The following is an 18,797-nucleotide window of genomic DNA, read 5'->3' as shown; positions in this document are numbered from 1 at the left end:
AAAATGTTATAAATGATAACATAATATACGTACAAATTTCATTATGCTAAGATGCATATAAAGATTTTATAGGAGGAAAAATGATTACTATAAGTAAACTAAAAGAGTATGCAGCAGATATAAGAGTTTTGTATGTTGAAGACGATAAAGCTATTCAACATGAGATACATGATTTTTTAGGCCGTTTTTTTCCAACTATAGTTTTAGCTGATAATGGTGAAGAGGGGCTACAGCTCTATAAAACAGGTCATTATGATATTGTCATCAGCGATATTAATATGCCAAAGATGAATGGTATAGAGATGGTTCATGCCATTAAAGAGATAAATGAAGAGCAAAAAGTTATCATCACTTCTGCATATAACGAGCCAGATTATCTCATGGAACTTATAGATAATGGAGTTGATAAATTTGTTTTAAAACCATTTAATAATAAAAAGTTTTTACTTGTTTTATATAAGATAAGTGAATATATATATAACAAGAAGCAAAATCAACTTCTTCAAGAAGAGATATTAAAAAACATGTTACAAACAAAAACTATAGTTGACATGATTGAGCATGGAATTGTAGTGATAGATAATGGGGTAGTTACGCAGGTTAATGAGCAGTTTTTAAGTATGGCAGGATATGAGAGTCAAGAACTACTTTATCAAGAGATACACAATATTTCATCGTTGTTTGAATCACATAAGGGCTATGTAGATGTAAATAGTAATATTGAATTAATTGAGCTTTTAGAAGCCCAAAAAGATGAACTGCACAAGGTTATAATGAAAATAAACCTTGTAGAAAAGGTATATCTTCTAAAACATAAAAAAGTTCCTAATGAGAACAGATATATAATCTCTTTTACCGATATAACTGAAGAAGAAGAACTAATCAATATAAATGTAAAGACAGGTCTGCCAAATATTTACGCCATGACTGCAGAAATAGAGTATCGTCTGAGTAATTCAAGAACGTTGATAATAGATTTACTAAGAATTGAAAATATAGAGAAAATGACAAAATGGCATGGCAGAGAAGTAAGAAATCATGTTGATGAAAATATTGCAAAAGTATTAAAAAATGAGAAAAACGTCTTCGATGAAAATGGAGTATTTGCAGCATATTATGGACATAATAAATTTGTATTTATTAGAGGAAAAGATAAAAAAGACATAGTCGAATCAGCCATCAGAAAAATAGGGTATATTTCGATCGCCCAAGATGACAGTAATACAAAACTAGAAAAAAGCAGTATGTTTTATATACCGATTCAAACAAGCATAGACGCAGGTTTTAACAGTAAAATAGATGAATTACTTAAAGAAATAGACAAAAAATTTGAGAATATGGTGGTATAAATTAGTAATTATTAAATAGATGAATTTTCTCAAAGCAATATCAAAGACAGTTTTGAATATAATTCGCGGATTTAGATATAAAGGAATTTCATGGCTAACAAACGGGTATTGGTTAAGTTTTCAGGTGAAGCTCTTGCAGGTGAAGCAGGTCATGGGATTGACACACAGATATTAAACTATATCTCTCAAGAGATAAAGTCACTGGTAAATGCCGGCATCGAAGTCGGTATTGTTATTGGTGGTGGAAATATCATCCGTGGTGTATCAGCTGCTAAAGATGGAATTATTAAAAGAACTTCTGGTGATTACATGGGAATGCTAGCAACCGTTATTAATGGAATTGCTATGCAAGAAGCTTGTGAACATGCAGGACTTCAGGTTAGAATGCAAACAGCTATAAAAATGGAACAGATTGCAGAGCCGTATATCAATCGTCGTGCCGTTCGTCATTTAGAAAAAGGCCGTGTTGTTATTTTTGCGGCAGGAACAGGCAATCCTTTCTTTACAACAGATACAGCTGCAACTCTTAGAGCTGTAGAGATAGGTGCTGAGGTTATAATCAAAGCAACTAAAGTTGATGGTGTTTACGATAAAGACCCAGAAAAATACAGTGATGCTGTGAAAATACCAGAGCTAACTTATGAGCAAGCACTTACAGACCACATCAAGGTTATGGATGATACATCTATTGCTTTGGCAAAAGACAATAAGTTACCTATTATTGTTTGTGATATGTCTAAAAAAGGCAATCTATTAGATATATTAAACGGCAATATGGCAAATTGCTCAATAGTAAGATAGTAATAAAATTAAGGATATAAGTAATGAAAGTTGAAGAATTAACAGCAAAAGTTTTAGATGAAAACCCGAATATGGATCGTTATCAGTTGGCATTAGCAGTAGCAAAAAGAAGTGATGAACTTTTAAATGGTGCAACTAGCAAGTTAAATATTGATCCAAAAAGCATTAAAGCGGCAGATTTAGCTTTAATGGAGATTGCACAAGGCCTTATAAAAATTAAGGGTTTTGCAGATTTAGAGAAGTAAGTTAAGTTGAGTCTTCGTCAAGTAGATATCGAGAAAGTTAAACATATACATGATGTTGACTCAGCACAAGAGTACCTCTTTTCGCAGATCACTCCAAGTGATAAGCTTCGCGAAGCACTTGAATATTCTAAAACAGCACATATAGAGCAGTTTAGAAAGAGTGGCCAACCCTATATAATCCATCCGATTTTAGTAGCAAGTATAGTGTCATCTATTACAAATGATGAATCTATGGCTATTGCTGCACTTCTCCATGATGTCGTAGAAGATACAGATGTTTCTATTGAAAAAATTACGGAACTTTTTGGTTTAGATGTCTCTCATTTAGTTGCGGGATTGACAAAAATTGACAGTATCAGGGATATAGAATTAATTCCTTCAAGCTCTAATGAAAGACTTGTTGTATCAGCATTATCATTTAGAAAAATGCTACTTGCAAGTATTGAAGATGTAAGAGTTTTAGTTGTAAAACTTTGTGACAGACTTCATAACATGCTTACTCTTGATGCTCTTCCTGATCATAAACAGATAAGAATAGCTGAAGAAACGCTTGTTGTTTATGCTCCTATTGCCCACCGTTTAGGTATCTCTTTTTTGAAAAACATATTAGAAGATTTGAGCTTTTCATATCTTTTTAAAGAAGAGAAACATCACATAGATAACTATCTTGATACAAACTACCATGCAATAGAGATGAAGTTAGAAGAGTTTAAAGAGTCAATTCATAAACTTTTATCTAAAAATGGTTTTTGTGAAGATGATTTTGAGATACTCTCACGTGTAAAGCACCGCTATTCTATCTACTTAAAGATGCAGAGAAAAGGTGTTTCTATAGATGAGGTTTTAGACCTTTTAGCCATAAGAATATTAACTACTGATCCTGTAAAATGTTACAATATCTTAGGTCTGATTCATTTACATTTCCAGCCACTCTCTTCAAGATTTAAAGATTACATAGCAGTTGCAAAAGATAACGGATATCAGACTATTCATACTACAGTTTTTTATCATACAGCAATATTTGAAGTACAAATCAGAACTTTTGATATGCATAAAACTGCAGAACTAGGGGTTGCTGCACACTGGAAATACAAAAGTGGCGGAAACAACATTAAGCTTGATTGGTTACATAACTTGGGCTATCAAAATGAATCTGTAGAAGATTTTTATGCTCTTATTAAAAATGATCTTTACTCTGAAGATATAGTTGTTTTTTCTCCAAGAGGAGAGGCTTTTACTCTTCCTCGTGGTGCAGTTGTTCTGGATTTTGCTTACATTGTTCATACAGCAGTTGGTAATACAGCAAAATCCGCACTCGTAAACAAAGTGAAAACTCCACTTTTAAGTGAGCTTCACAATGGCGATATTGTTAAGATCAATGTTGCAGATACGATTGTTACACGATGTTCTTGGATAGATGCTGTAAAGACATCTAAAGCAAAAACAAATATGAGATTAAATTGTAACGCTAGAGTCAGAGACATAGATTCCAGATCCAGTGTAAACATTGTAGCTACTGCGATGAATTTAAACCACTCTAGAGTTGTAGACTGGTTTGATAAACACAATTGTGAAAAGGTAGCATCTATACCTTCTGATATAGAACATTTACGTGATGTAATCCATAGGTATACAATAGAGATAAGCCAGAACTCTAGATTTAAGAGATTTTTGTCTCGTCATAGATTTAAGTTAAAGCCATATAGCATAAGAGGCCTAGAAATATATAGTACTTTAAATGTTAGTGATATTGTTTTTGATTACTGCTGTCATCCAAAATCAGGTGATGAAATAGTTGCGTTTTTAGAAAAAGGCAAAGCACATATTCACCATAAAATGTGTAAAACTGCTAGTAAAAAACTAGATGCAAACGAGCCTATGCTTTTTGTTAGATGGGAAAAGCAAAATGTTTACAACTATAATGTAATAGTTTCTCTTCATAGTGGAAAAGGAACTTTGGCAGATTTTTTAAACTTTTTAGTAAAACTAAATATAGATATAAACTCTATAGAACTAGGAAAGAACAAAAGTGAATCATCACGCTTTTGTGAGCTTGGATTTGAATCTAAAGATTCAGATATTAACTTGCTTCGCACTAAAATGGAGCAAAAAATAAAAGTTATACATCTCATACGAACTGATGATGCATATCGATAGAAATTAAAAAAAATTAGGAAAAGATATATGTTACAAGAAGCTTTAAGAGAAATAGATAGAGGCAGTGCTGAAATAATTGATAATGAAAGAATTGAAAAGTTATTAAAAGCGTATTTTGAAGAGGGAAAAACATATACTGTAAAGGCTGGTTTTGATCCAACTGCACCAGATTTACACCTGGGTCATACGGTACTTTTACAAAAGCTTGCAACATTTCAAAAATATGGAGCTAGAGTACAGTTTCTTATAGGTAATTTTACAGCAACTATTGGTGATCCAACTGGTAAAAGTGCAACTCGTAAAGTTTTAAGCCAAGAAGATATTGAAAAAAATATTGTAAGTTATACAACACAAGCTTTTAAAATTTTAGATGAGAGTAAAACAGAGATAGTTTACAACAAGGATTGGTTAGAACCACTTGGTGCTGCTGGTATGCTAGAATTAGCTTCTACTCTCACTGTTGCAAGAATGCTAGAACGTGATGATTTTTCAAAAAGATTCACGTCAAATACTCCTATTGCAGTTAGTGAATTTATGTATCCACTGCTTCAAGGTTATGACAGTGTTCATCTTAAGAGTGATGTAGAAATTGGTGGAACTGACCAAAAGTTCAATCTTCTTATGGGAAGACAGCTTCAAAAAACTTACGATGTAAAAAAACAACAAGCAGTTTTAATGATGCCTATTTTAGAGGGTCTTGATGGTGTTCAAAAGATGAGTAAGTCTTTGAATAATTACATTGGTGTAACTGATGAGCCAAATGATATGTTTGGAAAAGTCCTTAGTATTTCAGATGATTTAATGTGGAGATTTTACGAACTCCTAAGTACAAAATCTTTAGAAGAAATCGCAACTATTAAAAGTGGTGTAGAAGATGGATCTCTTCACCCTAAAAAAGTAAAAGAAAATTTAGCAATTGAAATTACTGCTAGATTTCACAATGATGAGCTTGCCCAAAATGCAAAAGAAGAGTTTGAAAAAGTACATGCTAAAAGTCAAATTCCAACAGAAATAGAAGAATTTAGTTGCGATGGAGAGATTTGGATTGCTCAAGCCTTAGTAGATTGTAACATTGAGCCATCTACTTCACAGGCAAGAAGAGATATTAAGCAAGGTGCTGTTAAAATAAACCAAGAAAAAATCTCGGATATACAGTTACAACTTTCGACGGGGGAGTATATACTTCAAGTTGGAAAAAGAAAGTTTGCAAAATTAAAGGTTAATTAGATGAGTTTTGAGTCATTAAAAATTGGAAAATATGTAGTAGAAAAGCCTATAGTTCAAGGTGGTATGGGTGTTGGTATCAGTTGGGATCAATTAGCTGGCAATGTATCGAAAGAGGGTGGATTAGGTGTTATAAGTGCCGTAGGTACCGGTTACTATGAAGATAAGACATACTCAAAGAAATTAGTTGCAGACAGACCTCTAAGTGAAGCAAACTTTTACTCACCCCAAGCTCTACACAAAATATTTGCAAATGCTAGAAAAATATGTGGTGACAAACCATTAGCTGCAAATATCTTATACGCTATGAATGATTATGGTCGTGTTGTAAAAGATGCCTGTGAAGCAGGTGCAAATATTATTATCACAGGTGCTGGACTTCCGACAAATATGCCAGAATTTACTGAAGGTTTTCCTGATGTAGCGCTTGTTCCTATTGTTTCATCTGCAAAAGCTCTTAAAATTATCTGTAAAAGATGGCAAAAGAGATACAACAGAATTCCAGATGCTGTAATAGTTGAAGGCCCTAAAAGTGGTGGACATCAAGGTTTTACGTACGAGCAGTGTAAACTACCTGAGAACCAATTAGAAAACATTGTAGGTCCAGTAGTAGAAGAAGCGGCAACTTGGGGCAATATTCCTGTAATCGCAGCTGGTGGTGTTTGGGATAAAAATGACATAGAAGAGATGCTATCTCTTGGTGCATCTGGTGTTCAAATGGGAACTCGTTTTATCGGTACACATGAATGTGACGCGCATATAAACCTTAAAAATGTTCTACTAAATGCTAAAAAAGAAGATATAAAACTTATGGCTTCTCCTGTTGGATATCCAGCTCAAGGTGTGGTTACTAATCTTACTCACTTAATTGAAAAAAGAGAAGGCCCAGCTATTAAATGTATTTCAAACTGTGTAGCTCCATGTAATCGTGGTGAAGAAGCGAAAGAAGTTGGCTTTTGTATAGCTGATAGACTTAGTGATGCATTTTTAGGAAATACTGAGACAGGCCTATTTTTCTCAGGAACGAATGGTTACAGGTTAAATGAGATTATCTCAGTTAAAGAGTTGATAGAGAAACTTACACAAGGCGAATAGAGACAGAATGGTCCGTCTTCTTAGTCTGCTTCTTATTCTTGCTATCTCTATTTATGCACAAAGTGATAGTGAGATTTTAAAACGAGCCGATGGCTTTATGAAAAGTACCTCTAAGTCGAATCATTTTCGCGCGTATAATGACTATAAAAATCTATATCTGCGTGCTATTATGTCTGAAGACAGTAAGCTTAGGATTAATTCTTTAAAGGGTATTGTTAAGAGTGGAAATAAACTTCATATAGATGTCTCCCAATACTCAGATGAACTATCAAAAATAAAACCAAAAACTTCTTATCAAACCCCAGTACCAAAACCAATGAAAACATCTTCTCAAGCCAAAAATATTAAACTACAATCTTCACATAAACTAAAATCAGTTAGATGGAAAGATGATAAGCTTATTTTGAAATTTGACAATAAATTAAGAAGCAATCAAATCAACTACTTTACACTTTATGACTCTAAAAATGAAAGATACAGATATATATTTGATATTCAAGCTTCTATGCTTACGGAGTCTCAAACTCTTAGAAAAAACGATATAGATAGAATTGAATTAGCTCAATATAATACGAATACTCTTAGGCTTGTAGTAGAGAACTCTCAAAAAGTAGAGATAAGTTTTAAAAAAGATTCTAATCAGTTAGTTGTGCATATGCTCTCAAAATCAAGTGATAAGTATTCAAAAGCTTTTAAGACAATAGTTAAATCAACAATACCATTAAGAGCTGATAGAAATAAAACAATTGTTATAGATGCGGGACATGGTGGAAAAGATCCAGGGGCAGTGGGTTATAGAAACTATAGAGAAAAAGTTGTAGTATTTAAAATAGCGCAAGAGTTAAAAAATATTTTAAAATCGAGAGGCTATAAAGTTTATATGACTAGAGACAGAGATAAGTTTGTAAAGCTTAGTAATAGAACAGAATACGCTAATATTAAAAAAGCAGATATATTTGTGAGTATTCATGCAAATGCGGTAGGTAGAAAAAATGCAAATAAGGCTCAAGGTGTCGAGTGTTATTTTTTATCTCCATCTCGTTCGGAACGTGCAGAAAAAGTTGCTGCTAAAGAAAATTCAGCAGATTTAAGTGATATGAACAGGTATGGTAAAGACACTTTTTTAAATTTTTTAAATAGCCATAAGATAGTTGCTTCAAACAAACTTGCTATAGATTTGCAAAGAGGAATGTTGGGTTCGGTAAATAAAAACTATAGAGTAAGAGACGGTGGAGTTCGAGAAGGTCCTTTTTGGGTTCTTGTAGGTGCTCAGATGCCAGCAGTTTTAGTGGAAGTTGGTTTTATTTCTCACCCAGAAGAAGCAAAAAGATTAGTAGATGATAAATATAGAAAAACTATGGCTTTGGGTTTGGCAAATGGTATTGAGAGATATTTCGCTAAGAATTGATTATTTAATTCATATATGAACAAGTCCATATATGATCGCTTCAGCCGCTCGGGCTACTAAAGCTTGCTTCTGAGCGAAGCAGAGGTCAGAGGTATATTTATCTTGTTAGTATTCTTCTTTTTTATACTCTAAATCACCGGCAACAGATTCTTTCTCATTGATGATTTTCTCTATCTGTTTTTTAACTTTATCATAACGATATTGTTCTTTAAAGCCTATGATTCTTCCACCGGCAGAATTTGGATGTCCACCACCATTTGACCACTCTTTTGAGATTTGAGAAACACTTACTTTGTTGTTGGCTCTGAGGCTCATAGTCCCACGGTAACTTACATCAACGATGAAATCATACTCTGGATAGGCAAGTAAAAAACCATTGCCGATTATAGAAGTGTTTCCAACACCATAACTTAAAAAGCCTCTATAGCCTTTGTAGTAGATAGTCTTTTCATCTCTTGCATCACCTAATAGTTTTACAATATATTTAGTAGCTAAATTATCGAGAGTGTCATTTTTATCTTCTCGAAAGAATTCTTTTTTAATAAGGTGAATTTTTTCATCTAGAACTATTGGAGCATTCTCTTCGTTAATATATTTTGTAGCTTCTAATAGCAGTGAGATTTTGTAGTTGTTATCAACATCTGCAAACATAACTTTGTTAAGTTCTCTTGTCTCAGTCACAAGTCGCATACAAACTTTTCCATACTCAAAGTTTTCTACTTCATCTTGTTTCCATAAATCAACTGCATTAACAACATTTACAAATTTGTTCATCCAAGTAGGCTCATCAAGTTCAAAATGCTCTAGTGCATAGTCATAAGTTATTTTAGTAGCACATCTAGAGGTGTCAAGGAAGTACCACTCATATTTATTTGCACTGTCTTCACCGCTTCCATGATGATCTAAAAGAGTCAGAGTTATATCTTTTTTATTTTCATTCATCATCTTAACTTCATTGTTAAGCCATCTTGATTCATCAAATGTAAGATTCAAGTCAGTAATTAAAATAGTAGCACTAGAGTTACTTTTGTTTATATTCTCTAATATTAATTCTAATTTCTGTTTAACTTCTGCTCCATAGTTAGCATTATAATTAAATATTTTATATGGAGTATATCTCATAACTAACTGACAGCTATAGCCATCTAAGTCAATATGTGATAAATGGTAGATTATTTTATTTTTCATTATATTCCTTGAGTTTATTATACTTTATTTCTTATTCTATTGAGATTGAACCCATAACTTCAAAAGTTGCACTTGAATCAATCTCTGCGTGTGATAGTGTTACAACATCTAAAGAAAACCTTTCAAAAATCTCTGCTACACCACGGCGAAGTTGAGGGTCTACTATTATAACAACAGGAGATACACCTTTTTGCAGTAGCTCATGAGCTTTTTTACTTGTTGCTTGGATTAGTTGATTTATCTCTCCTACACTTAAGAGAAGATTTCTAACACCGTCTTTTTCTTGTGATTTTTCTAGCATAAGTTGTTCTGATAATGTATCAAATGTAAGTAGTCTTATTACACCATCTTCGCCTGAATACATCTGTGTAATGATACGAGAAAGTTTTGAGCGAACCTGTTCTGTAATAATATCAACATTTTTAGTGAACTCTGCAATATCTGCGATAGTTTCTAAAATAGTAAGCATATCTTTTAGAGGAATCTTCTCGTGTAAGAGACCTTTTAGTATGCGCTGAATTAGACCAATGGAAGCAACTTTTTGAACATCATCAACAATTACAGGGAAGTCAGTTTTGATTTTTTCAATTAGAGTTTGAACCTCTTGACGAGTAAGTAGATCTTCTGCATTTCTCTTAACCAACTCACTCATGTGAGTAGAGATAACAGTAGCAGGGTCAACAACGGTGTATCCGTTGATGATTGCATCTTCTTTTTGTTCAGGAAGTATCCACATAGCATCTAGACCAAAAGCAGGCTCTTTAGTTTTCTCTCCATTTATCTCACCAGTAGCCATTCCGCTATCCATTGCTAAGAATTTGTCTGGTTTGATTAGCCCCTCACCAATAGAGATTCCCTTTAGTAAAATCTGATACTGCTCAGGTTGCAGATGCAAGTTGTCACGTATACGAACTTGAGGCATTAAAAAACCAAAGTCAGATGCTATTTTGCGTCTCATTGAGCGGATACGTTCTAGTAAATCACCACCCTGTGAGCTGTCTGCAAGTCGAATAAGTTGATAACCAAGAGTAAGTTCGAGCATCTCTACTTTGAGTATATCTTCTAGCGCAGTTTCCTCTTCTTTTGCTATCTCTTCATTTGTTTTTTTAGGTTTAGCAGCTGCCTGTTCTTTCTGCTGTTGCTCTCTAGCTTTTGGAGATAAAATATTATCTATATCAAGGATAGTTAGTTCACCCTTTTCATATTTGTAAACAGACCAACCAAGAAGTGCAAACATTATTCCTACAAAGCCCATAGAAGCCGTTGGAAGTCCTGGCACTAAAGCAAATAAAATCATGATAAAACCAACTATCATCATAATCTTTGCATTACCCATCATCTGGTTAATCGTACCTTCTGCAAAGTTGTCTCCATCTCCAGAAGAACGAGTTATCATGATACCGGTTGCAGTAGAGATAATAAGAGCTGGAATTTGACCAACTAGACCATCACCGATAGTTAGTAGTGTAAAAGTAGAAGCACTGTCTCCAACTGTCATGCCATGTTGAAATACTCCGATAAGGAATCCGCCAATAATATTTATAAGTGTAATAACAATACCTGCTACAGCATCACCTTTTACAAATTTAGACGAACCGTCCATAGCTCCGTAAAAGTTTGCATCTTGAAGGATTTCAGCACGCCGTTGTTTAGCCTGTGCATCGTCAATAAGGCCAGCATTAAGGTCAGCATCTACAGCCATCTGCTTACCAGGCATTGAGTCTAGTGTAAAACGAGCAGCAACCTCTGCAACCCTCGTAGAACCTTTTGTAATAACCATAAAGTTAATAAGAACAAGGATAGAGAAGACTATGATACCGATAACAAAATTACCACCTACAACAAAGTCTCCAAAGCTGGTAATGATGCTACTTACTGCAGTACTGCCTTCGTGGCCATGACTTAAAATCATCCTAGTAGTTGCTATGTTTAGAGAGAGCCTAAACAATGTAAGAATAAGAATGAGTGTAGGAAAAGTGGTTAGATCGGTTGGTTTTGGCACATAAAGCGATATAAGTAAAATTAAGACTGCTAAAGCCATTGAAACTGTAAGCAGCACATCTAGCAGACCTGAAGGAAGAGGAACAATAATAATAGCTAAAATAGCCATTACAAATATGACGACACTTAAATCTTTTTGCCCAAGAAGAAAGTTTAATGTTGTACCGATTTGTTGTCTGGTAGTAAGTTTTCTTGCCAAACTGCTACTCTAAAATATCATCAAGAGACAATTCTGCTAAAAAGTCATCTATTTTGCCTTGTAGTTTGTTTAAAAATGGCCAAATAGAGCAAAGTTCAGCTCGATCACTAGGACAATCTTTTTGAGATGGAGAGCAGTCAAATACAGCGGGTGCTTTTCCTTCTACTGCACTCATTACGCTGAGCATGCTTATATCTTTTGGATCTTTTAGTAAGGTAAACCCACCATTTACACCCTTAAAAGATTTTAAGATTCCTTTTTTTGCTAAGGATTGTAAAATCTTTGCTAAAAAACTTTTAGGTATGGATAGTTGATTAGATAAAGTTTCGCTGTCCATAGGTGAAGTAGCTTTTGATAAAACAATAAGAGAGAGTATTGCGTATTCACTGGCACGAGTTATTAGCATAATATTTACTTTTTATTTAAGATTTAAATTAGAAGAGATTATATCTAAAGAAGATAAATTTTTAATTGAAGTTTGAAATTAAAATAAAAGTTGTATAATAGCGTCATGTCATATAAAGTTATTTCAAAAAAATTAATCATAATAGTCCCTATTATGTTTTTTATCATAGCTATTGTCAGAATATCTTTGAACTATTATGAGAACAAAAAGAGTGTTGAGCTATTTGTATCTGAACAGTCAAAGCTAGTTGATTCCCTATATATGACTCATAGAAACTACTATCAAGATCTTTACTTAAACAAAATAATCCCACTAGATGAAAAAACACTTGCTGGCTTACCGGCATTTTCCGCTGCTAAAATCTCTAAAGAATTCTCAGAGCAAAATAGACTTCAAATTACAATGCAAACAGTTAGTGATAGAGCAAGAAATCCTAAAAATCAAGCTGATGAGTATGAATTAAAAGCTATAGAGTATTTTAAGAAAAATTCAGATGCAAAAGAATACATTAGTAAAGAAAATAAATTTTATCAGTATGCTACTCCTCTTAAAATAGAAAAAAAATGTCTTAAATGTCATGGAGAGAAATCAAAAGCTCCAAAGTTTATATCTCAGAAATATGATAAAGCATATGACTATAAAATAGGTGATATAAGAGGTATATTAAGTATTAAAGTTCCAACTTTTCATGTAGACAACATAATAAACAGACAGTTCTTAGGGTCAGTTTTATATGATTTGGGACTTATGATTGTTATTTCTTTAATTGCATTTTATCTGGTTCGATTTTTTTCAAAATTACAAGCAAAATTAGAAACAGAACTTGATGAAAGAACACATGAGTTAAAAAACTCTTTATCATTTTTGGAGAGTTATAAAGACGCTATAGATAGCAATCTTATAGTATCTAAGACAGATTTAAATGGAAATATTACATATGTAAATGATAACTTTTGCAAGATTACAGGATACTCTCGTGAAGATGTTATTGGGGAAAATCACAATATTTTAAGAGATAAATCTTTTTCTAAAGCTATGTACACAAAATTATGGTCAACAATTGTTAGTAGAGAGACATGGCAGGGACGAATAAGAAATGTTAAAAAAGACGGTTCAACATATTGGGTAGATGCAACAATTACACCAATCATAAATGCTAAGGGCGATATTACTGAGTATATATCAATTAGACATGATATAACTCAATTAATCTATCAAAAAAATGAATTAAAAACTTTTGCTAACACAGATTCACTTACAAAACTTGGCAATAGAAATGCCTTAAAAGAAGAGATAGACTATGGAGAAAATATATTTTTAATCCTTGTAAATATAGATAGTTTTTCTCAGATCAATGATTTCTATGGACATGAACTCGGTGATGCTATTTTAGTTGAGTTTTCTTCTAAGCTACTCCAAAGCTGTAGCCTATATGAAGAGTTGAGACTATTTAGAGTAAGTGGTGATGAGTTTGCAATTCTTACTATAGATATGCCAGCACACACTGTTGTGCAAAAAGCGCAATCAATTGCGAAGTTTATAAACGCACACGTCTATGAAGTAAAAGATGAGACTGTAGAGTTAAACGCAACAATAAGTATCTCTCTAGAAGAGAAAGATCAACTACTTATCACAGCAGACATGGCTCTTAAAATAGCAAGAAGAGATGCAAAAGACCTTCTTGTATATGATAAAGCTATGAATTTGGATAAAGAGTATGAGAACAATATGCTCTGGACGAAAAAAATAAAAGAAGCTATTAAAAATGATAAAATAGTTCTTTTCTTTCAGCCAATCGTAGATAACGCTACTGGGGAAATCAATAAATATGAATCACTCATAAGATTAATAGATTCAGATGATAAAGTAATAACACCATACTTCTTTTTAGAGATTGCAAAAAAAGCAAAACTATATAAACAACTTACTAAAATTGTAATTCAAAAAAGTTTTGAAAACTTTAGAGAAAATGATTTTGAATTTTCTGTAAATATCAGTATAGACGATATTCTAGATAAAGAGATAAATGCTTATATCTTAGAGATGTTAAATATTTATAACATATCTCACAGGGTTATATTTGAGATTGTTGAGTCTGAAAGTATTGAGAATTTTGATGAGATACAGAGATTTATTAAAAGTGTAAAAGAATTAGGTTGTAGAGTAGCGATAGACGACTTTGGAACAGGTTATTCTAACTTTGAGTATCTAATGAGACTAGAAGCAGATTTTATCAAGATAGACGGTTCAATAATCAAAGAAATTTTAGATAATAAAAACTCAGAGATTATTACAACTGTAATAGTAGATTTTGCTAAAAAGATGGGCATTCAAGTAATTGCAGAATTTGTTGAGAGTGAAGAGATTTTTCAAAAAGTAAAAGAGTTGGGAATAGAAAAGTCTCAAGGGTACTATTTTAGTGAACCTAAACCATTTTTAATATAGTTTTGCTATAATCCCATTTCAACTTTATACAACTTTAGTATAAACGTTAGATTATTATACCCATCAGGAGGCTATTATGGCTTTAGATTCGGCTAAAAAACAAGAAATTGTAACAAAATACGGTCGCTCAGAGAGTGATACAGGTTCAAGTGAAGTTCAAATCGCACTTTTAACAACAAGAATTGCAGAGTTAACAGAGCACTTAAAAATATTCAAAAAAGATCACGCTTCAAGACTAGGTCTACTTAAATTAGTTGGTCAACGTCGTCGTTTAATGAAGTACTTTAAAAGAAAAGATAAAGATGCTTATCTTAAACTAGTACAAGATTTAGGTATTAGAGATAACATCTAATTTTTTTAATTCTACAACTTAATTCCCTCTTTTGTGAGGGTTTTAAATCAATCCACCAACTCATACAATTATAAAATAATCTAATAATAAAACCTCGTAATTAACCCACAACCTTATTAAAGTTGCATATATTAACAAAATCTCATTTCTTTAAATTTAATTTCAGTACCTACATTGTAAGCTATGCCACAAAAGATTTTTTGGGAGGTTTAGTGTGTCAAAAAACAACAGTGAAGTAAGCACAGATGGTCTAACATTTTTAGAAGATGGTGAAGTTTTATATAACGATTTATATCTTTTAAGTGAAACAGATGAAAAGGGTATAGTTGAATATGCTAGTGACTCTTTTTTAAAGATAGCAAATTTACACAGAGATGAGTTGATTGGTCAGCCTCATAATGTAGTTCGTCATCAAGATATGCCAAGAGCTGCTTTTAAATCTCTTTGGGATGATGTTCAATCTAAAGGTTTTTGGACAGGCTATGTAAAGAATGCAAGAAAAGGCGGCGGATACTATTGGGTATATGCAACAGTTCTTCGATCAGTAGATAAAAATGGAAAAACTAAATATGTTTCTATCCGAGTTAAACCATCTCGTGAAGAAATTAAAAAAGCAGAAGTGCTTTACGCAACTCTAGATTAGAATCCAAAGGAATTTATAATGGCATTAATGAGAAAACACACTTCAGATTCATCTTCAGCTGCAGTAGTAGCACAAGGTGTCGGCGGTGGAGATAAAAGACGACAAAGAACTCTAGCTAAACAACAACAAATCAGTGAGAGCATAGCTGGTGTGTCCATGACTATTTTAGAAAATGCACAAGAGAGCGTAAGTGCTATTGAAGAGTTGAAATCTTCTATGGAACAGATTGCTACTGCTGCTGAAGAAAATAGTGGTGCAAGTGAGCAAGCACTAGCAAATGTTAAAGCTATAGATACTAATATCAGCAGAATGAACTTAACAATTAATACTGTAATTTCATCTACACTATCTACAGGTGAAAATATTATGGCATCTGTAGGAAAAGTTAATGATTCTGTCGGACGAATGGCAAGAGCTGTTCAAGTGGCTCAAGAATCATCAACTAAGAGTGAAGAGTTGAAAATATCATCTCAAAATATTGGAGATGCTGTTGGATTTATTGCAAAAATTGCAGATCAAACAAACCTTCTTGCACTAAATGCTGCTATTGAAGCATCTCGTGCTAAAGAGCATGGTAAAGGTTTTGCAGTTGTTGCTGATGAGACTCGTGCGTTAGCTGGTGAGAGTGAAAAGAATGCTGAGTTTATTTCAGAACTTGTTACAAAAATCCAAGGAAGTATAGATAATATAATTCAGAGTATTGGTAAAACAACTACAACTATCTCGGACAATGGCTCTAAAGGCAATATGCTTAGTGCAAAAATGGAAGAGCTGACAAAGATAGCTGTCTACTCTGTTGAAGCTGCTAGAAGTGTAAACACTTACACTCAAAGACTTGGTGACTTTGTGGCTAAAATCAATGATGGCTCACAAGAGATAGCAACAGCTTCTAGTGAAATTGCTCTATCTGTAGAAAAGACTCTAAACGGTATAGATATTCAATCAGAAGCTCTTGCTCAAACAGAAGATGACATCAAAGAACTTTCAAATTTAGCAGAAGAGTTAAAGTATTCTACTGACACAATGAAATCAGCTGAAGATATTGCAATGAGTGCCGATACAATTGGCGGTTCAATGGAAGATATTCAAAATGCTCTTGAAGATGTAACTACTGCACTAAACCAGATAGAATCATCTTCACATACTACAAATAAAAGTGCTCTCAGAAATAAAGAACTGATTGAAGCAGGTATAGATGCGGCTAAAGATATTGATAAATTAATTGAAATTGCAAGAAGAAATTTTGATTTATTAAAAGTATCTTTTAATAGTGTTAAAAATACCGTGAGCGAGATTAGAGGTGCATTTAGTGACTCTATAAGTCAGGGAAACAGCGCAGCTGCTGAACTGAGTGTAATCGTAAAAGATACAAGAAATGTTGATAAAACAGTTGGAAATATTTCAAATTCTATTGTTCAGTTAAACATGCTTGCAATTAGCGGTTCAATAGAAGCAGCACGTGCTGGTGACTTTGGAAAAGGTTTTGCAGTTGTTAGTTCAGATATTAGAAACTTAGCAAAGGACTCAGAGTCAAATACAGATAAGATTAATGATATCGTAGAATCAATGAACTCTGAGATAGATACTGTAAGAACAGATTGGAATAATCTTTTAGCATCTCAAGGTAATGAGCAATCTCTTATTGATATATTAATTAATGATATTGTTAAGATTACAGATATGCTTGTAGATCTGCTAGATAGATATACTGGTCTAAAAGCTATAAATGATCAAAACTTAGAAGGTATGAATCAGGTTGTTATTGGTATTAGTGAGATTCAAAAAGCAGTAGAACTTAGTGCTAGAAATGCTATGGAATCTCGTAAAGCAAGTGAACTGATAATTGAGACAGTTTCACACATAGGTGAAGGTGTAGAAGAGTTGGCTGTAATGGCGGATGAGCTTCAACAGGGGTAACTTAAGATGCAGATCCAAGAGATTCTAATTATTAAAAATTCTCAAGAGAATTATGGTATTTCAACTGAAGATATAAATCAGATTTCTAGAGTTCCATTACTTATGGACCTACCTTTAAGACCATACGGTACTAGAGGACTTTGTGGTGTAGGTGGAAATATAGTAAGCATAGTTGACGTTAATCTCTTATTAGACCTGCCAGAAGTAGATTTAAAAGCTCAAAATAGTAGGCTTTTAAGTCTTAACGGTGATCTTTCATCAAATGCACTCCTAGTTAGTGAAGTTTACAATACTGTAGATATAGAAGAAGCTAATATTGAGTATATAGATAATGCTAATGATCCTATAATAGCTATATATAAGTACAAAGACTATTTAGTTCAAATCATATCTTTGGAAACTCTAATCTCTAATATTTCTAAAGTTGAAATAAAATCCAAAGAAGTGCATAGTGGAAAAGTAAAACTTTTTGACACTAAAGAAGAAAACTCTACAAAATTTTTGATTTTTGCAATGTCAAATGAGAGGTTTGCTTTAAATATAGACTATTTAAGAGAGATAATACTCTCAGATGTAAATTATACAGATATAGCTGGAAGTTCTAAAGATCTACTGGGTCTTATTACTTTAAGAGAAGAGCTTATTGCAGTAATAGACCTGCGTTCTTATTATGGGTTTAACAGTGATAAGAATGAGAAAAATCGCATTTTAATAACTTCATGTGGTGATGAAACAATTGGACTTCTAGTTGATGATATTATAGATATAAAAAGTTTTCCTGATAGGGATATCGAATACATGAGGGATAGTTTTGAAGATAATAAAATATCTGGTGTTATTCATGATAATAACTCTTTAATATCTTTTTTTAATAAAGAAGTGTTGGAAGAGATTTTTTCTAAAAACAGTAGATATATTGACTCTAAAGAAAAAAACAAAATTAAGGCTGAAGATAGCTCTTTAACAGCACTCGAAGTTATAGTTTTCAAGCTTGCAGATAAAGAATACGCTTTTAATGTTGAGTTTGTAGCAGAAATAATTGATATTGTTGATTCAACCAAAGTTGCATACAGCGATGATAGTGTAGATGGTGTTATTAATATTAGAGGGCAGATTGTTACTATTGTCTCTCTATTTAAAAAGTTGTCAATTGAGACAAAAATAAATGAAGATTCAAAAATCATAGTTTGTGAAATTAACGATTCTAAAATAGGTTTTATAGTTGATAGTATTAGTGATATTATGGATATCAAGATAGATGAATTAAGAACTCATGATGATGAGCTTTTTAGTAATGTTCTTCATTTAGATGGTGGGAAGAGATTAATACTATCTATGGATATACAAAAGATAGTTTCAAATTAGGA

General features: G+C 32.9%; 15 protein-coding genes. 12 read left to right on the top strand and 3 right to left on the bottom strand.

What is annotated here, in order from left to right:
• Positions 1–80 precede the first annotated feature (80 nt).
• The 7 genes from SMGD1_RS01950 (at position 81) to SMGD1_RS01920 (ending at position 8,279) form a co-directional block, all read left to right on the top strand.
• Entirely contained in the window at positions 81–1,349 is a 1,269-nt protein-coding gene (locus SMGD1_RS01950) for a response regulator (protein WP_008339925.1), read from the top strand.
• A 90-nt stretch (positions 1,350–1,439) separates the two neighbouring features.
• Positions 1,440–2,150: a UMP kinase gene (gene pyrH / locus SMGD1_RS01945; protein ID WP_008339969.1), complete on the top strand. Its 711-nt coding sequence runs from the start codon at positions 1,440–1,442 to the stop codon at positions 2,148–2,150.
• 23 nt (positions 2,151–2,173) lie between these two features.
• Positions 2,174–2,395 carry a DNA-directed RNA polymerase subunit omega gene (locus SMGD1_RS01940; RefSeq protein WP_008339921.1) on the top strand — a complete coding sequence of 74 codons (222 nt, stop codon included), beginning with the start codon at positions 2,174–2,176 and terminating at the stop codon, positions 2,393–2,395.
• A gap of 6 nt (positions 2,396–2,401) precedes the next feature.
• On the top strand, positions 2,402–4,552 hold the full coding sequence (locus tag SMGD1_RS01935; protein WP_008340074.1) for a RelA/SpoT family protein: 2,151 nt from the start codon (positions 2,402–2,404) through the stop codon (positions 4,550–4,552).
• 27 nt (positions 4,553–4,579) lie between these two features.
• Positions 4,580–5,779 carry a tyrosine--tRNA ligase gene (tyrS, locus tag SMGD1_RS01930; RefSeq protein ID WP_008340047.1) on the top strand — a complete coding sequence of 400 codons (1,200 nt, stop codon included), beginning with the start codon at positions 4,580–4,582 and terminating at the stop codon, positions 5,777–5,779.
• A complete protein-coding gene (locus SMGD1_RS01925) occupies positions 5,780–6,871 on the top strand; it encodes a nitronate monooxygenase (protein ID WP_008340474.1) in 1,092 nt (363 codons plus the stop codon).
• Positions 6,872–6,878: 7 nt separating this feature from the next.
• A complete protein-coding gene (locus SMGD1_RS01920) occupies positions 6,879–8,279 on the top strand; it encodes an N-acetylmuramoyl-L-alanine amidase (RefSeq protein ID WP_008340087.1) in 1,401 nt (466 codons plus the stop codon).
• Positions 8,280–8,384: 105 nt separating this feature from the next.
• Here SMGD1_RS01920 and SMGD1_RS01915 read toward each other — a convergent pair whose 3' ends face one another.
• The 3 genes from SMGD1_RS01915 to SMGD1_RS01905 form a co-directional block, all read right to left on the bottom strand.
• Positions 8,385–9,467, bottom strand: coding sequence for a DHH family phosphoesterase (locus SMGD1_RS01915; protein WP_008340107.1), 1,083 nt, complete (start codon positions 9,465–9,467; stop codon positions 8,385–8,387).
• Positions 9,468–9,498: 31 nt separating this feature from the next.
• Positions 9,499–11,577, bottom strand: a complete 2,079-nt coding sequence (gene flhA / locus SMGD1_RS01910) for a flagellar biosynthesis protein FlhA (RefSeq protein ID WP_008340472.1) — start codon at positions 11,575–11,577, stop codon at positions 9,499–9,501.
• A 94-nt stretch (positions 11,578–11,671) separates the two neighbouring features.
• A complete protein-coding gene (locus SMGD1_RS01905) occupies positions 11,672–12,073 on the bottom strand; it encodes an RrF2 family transcriptional regulator (protein WP_008339936.1) in 402 nt (133 codons plus the stop codon).
• Between the two features lie 105 nt (positions 12,074–12,178).
• On the opposite strand from SMGD1_RS01905, the gene SMGD1_RS01900 reads away from it, so the two are divergent.
• From SMGD1_RS01900 to SMGD1_RS01880, 5 genes are all read left to right on the top strand, one after another.
• On the top strand, positions 12,179–14,518 hold the full coding sequence (locus SMGD1_RS01900) for an EAL domain-containing protein (protein ID WP_008340092.1): 2,340 nt from the start codon (positions 12,179–12,181) through the stop codon (positions 14,516–14,518).
• A 76-nt stretch (positions 14,519–14,594) separates the two neighbouring features.
• Positions 14,595–14,870 carry a 30S ribosomal protein S15 gene (rpsO, locus tag SMGD1_RS01895; RefSeq protein ID WP_008340111.1) on the top strand — a complete coding sequence of 92 codons (276 nt, stop codon included), beginning with the start codon at positions 14,595–14,597 and terminating at the stop codon, positions 14,868–14,870.
• A 214-nt stretch (positions 14,871–15,084) separates the two neighbouring features.
• A complete protein-coding gene (locus SMGD1_RS01890; protein ID WP_008339910.1) occupies positions 15,085–15,513 on the top strand; it encodes a PAS domain-containing protein in 429 nt (142 codons plus the stop codon).
• 18 nt (positions 15,514–15,531) lie between these two features.
• Positions 15,532–17,430 carry a methyl-accepting chemotaxis protein gene (locus SMGD1_RS14985; protein WP_008339912.1) on the top strand — a complete coding sequence of 633 codons (1,899 nt, stop codon included), beginning with the start codon at positions 15,532–15,534 and terminating at the stop codon, positions 17,428–17,430.
• Between the two features lie 6 nt (positions 17,431–17,436).
• A complete protein-coding gene (locus SMGD1_RS01880; protein WP_008340038.1) occupies positions 17,437–18,795 on the top strand; it encodes a chemotaxis protein CheW in 1,359 nt (452 codons plus the stop codon).
• The last annotated feature ends 2 nt before the right edge of the window (positions 18,796–18,797 follow it).

Source organism: Sulfurimonas gotlandica GD1 (assembly GCF_000242915.1).
Lineage (GTDB): Bacteria > Campylobacterota > Campylobacteria > Campylobacterales > Sulfurimonadaceae > Sulfurimonas > Sulfurimonas gotlandica.
The sequence above is the reverse complement of the archived record's forward strand: the minus strand, read 5'-3'. Positions and strand labels throughout refer to the sequence as shown.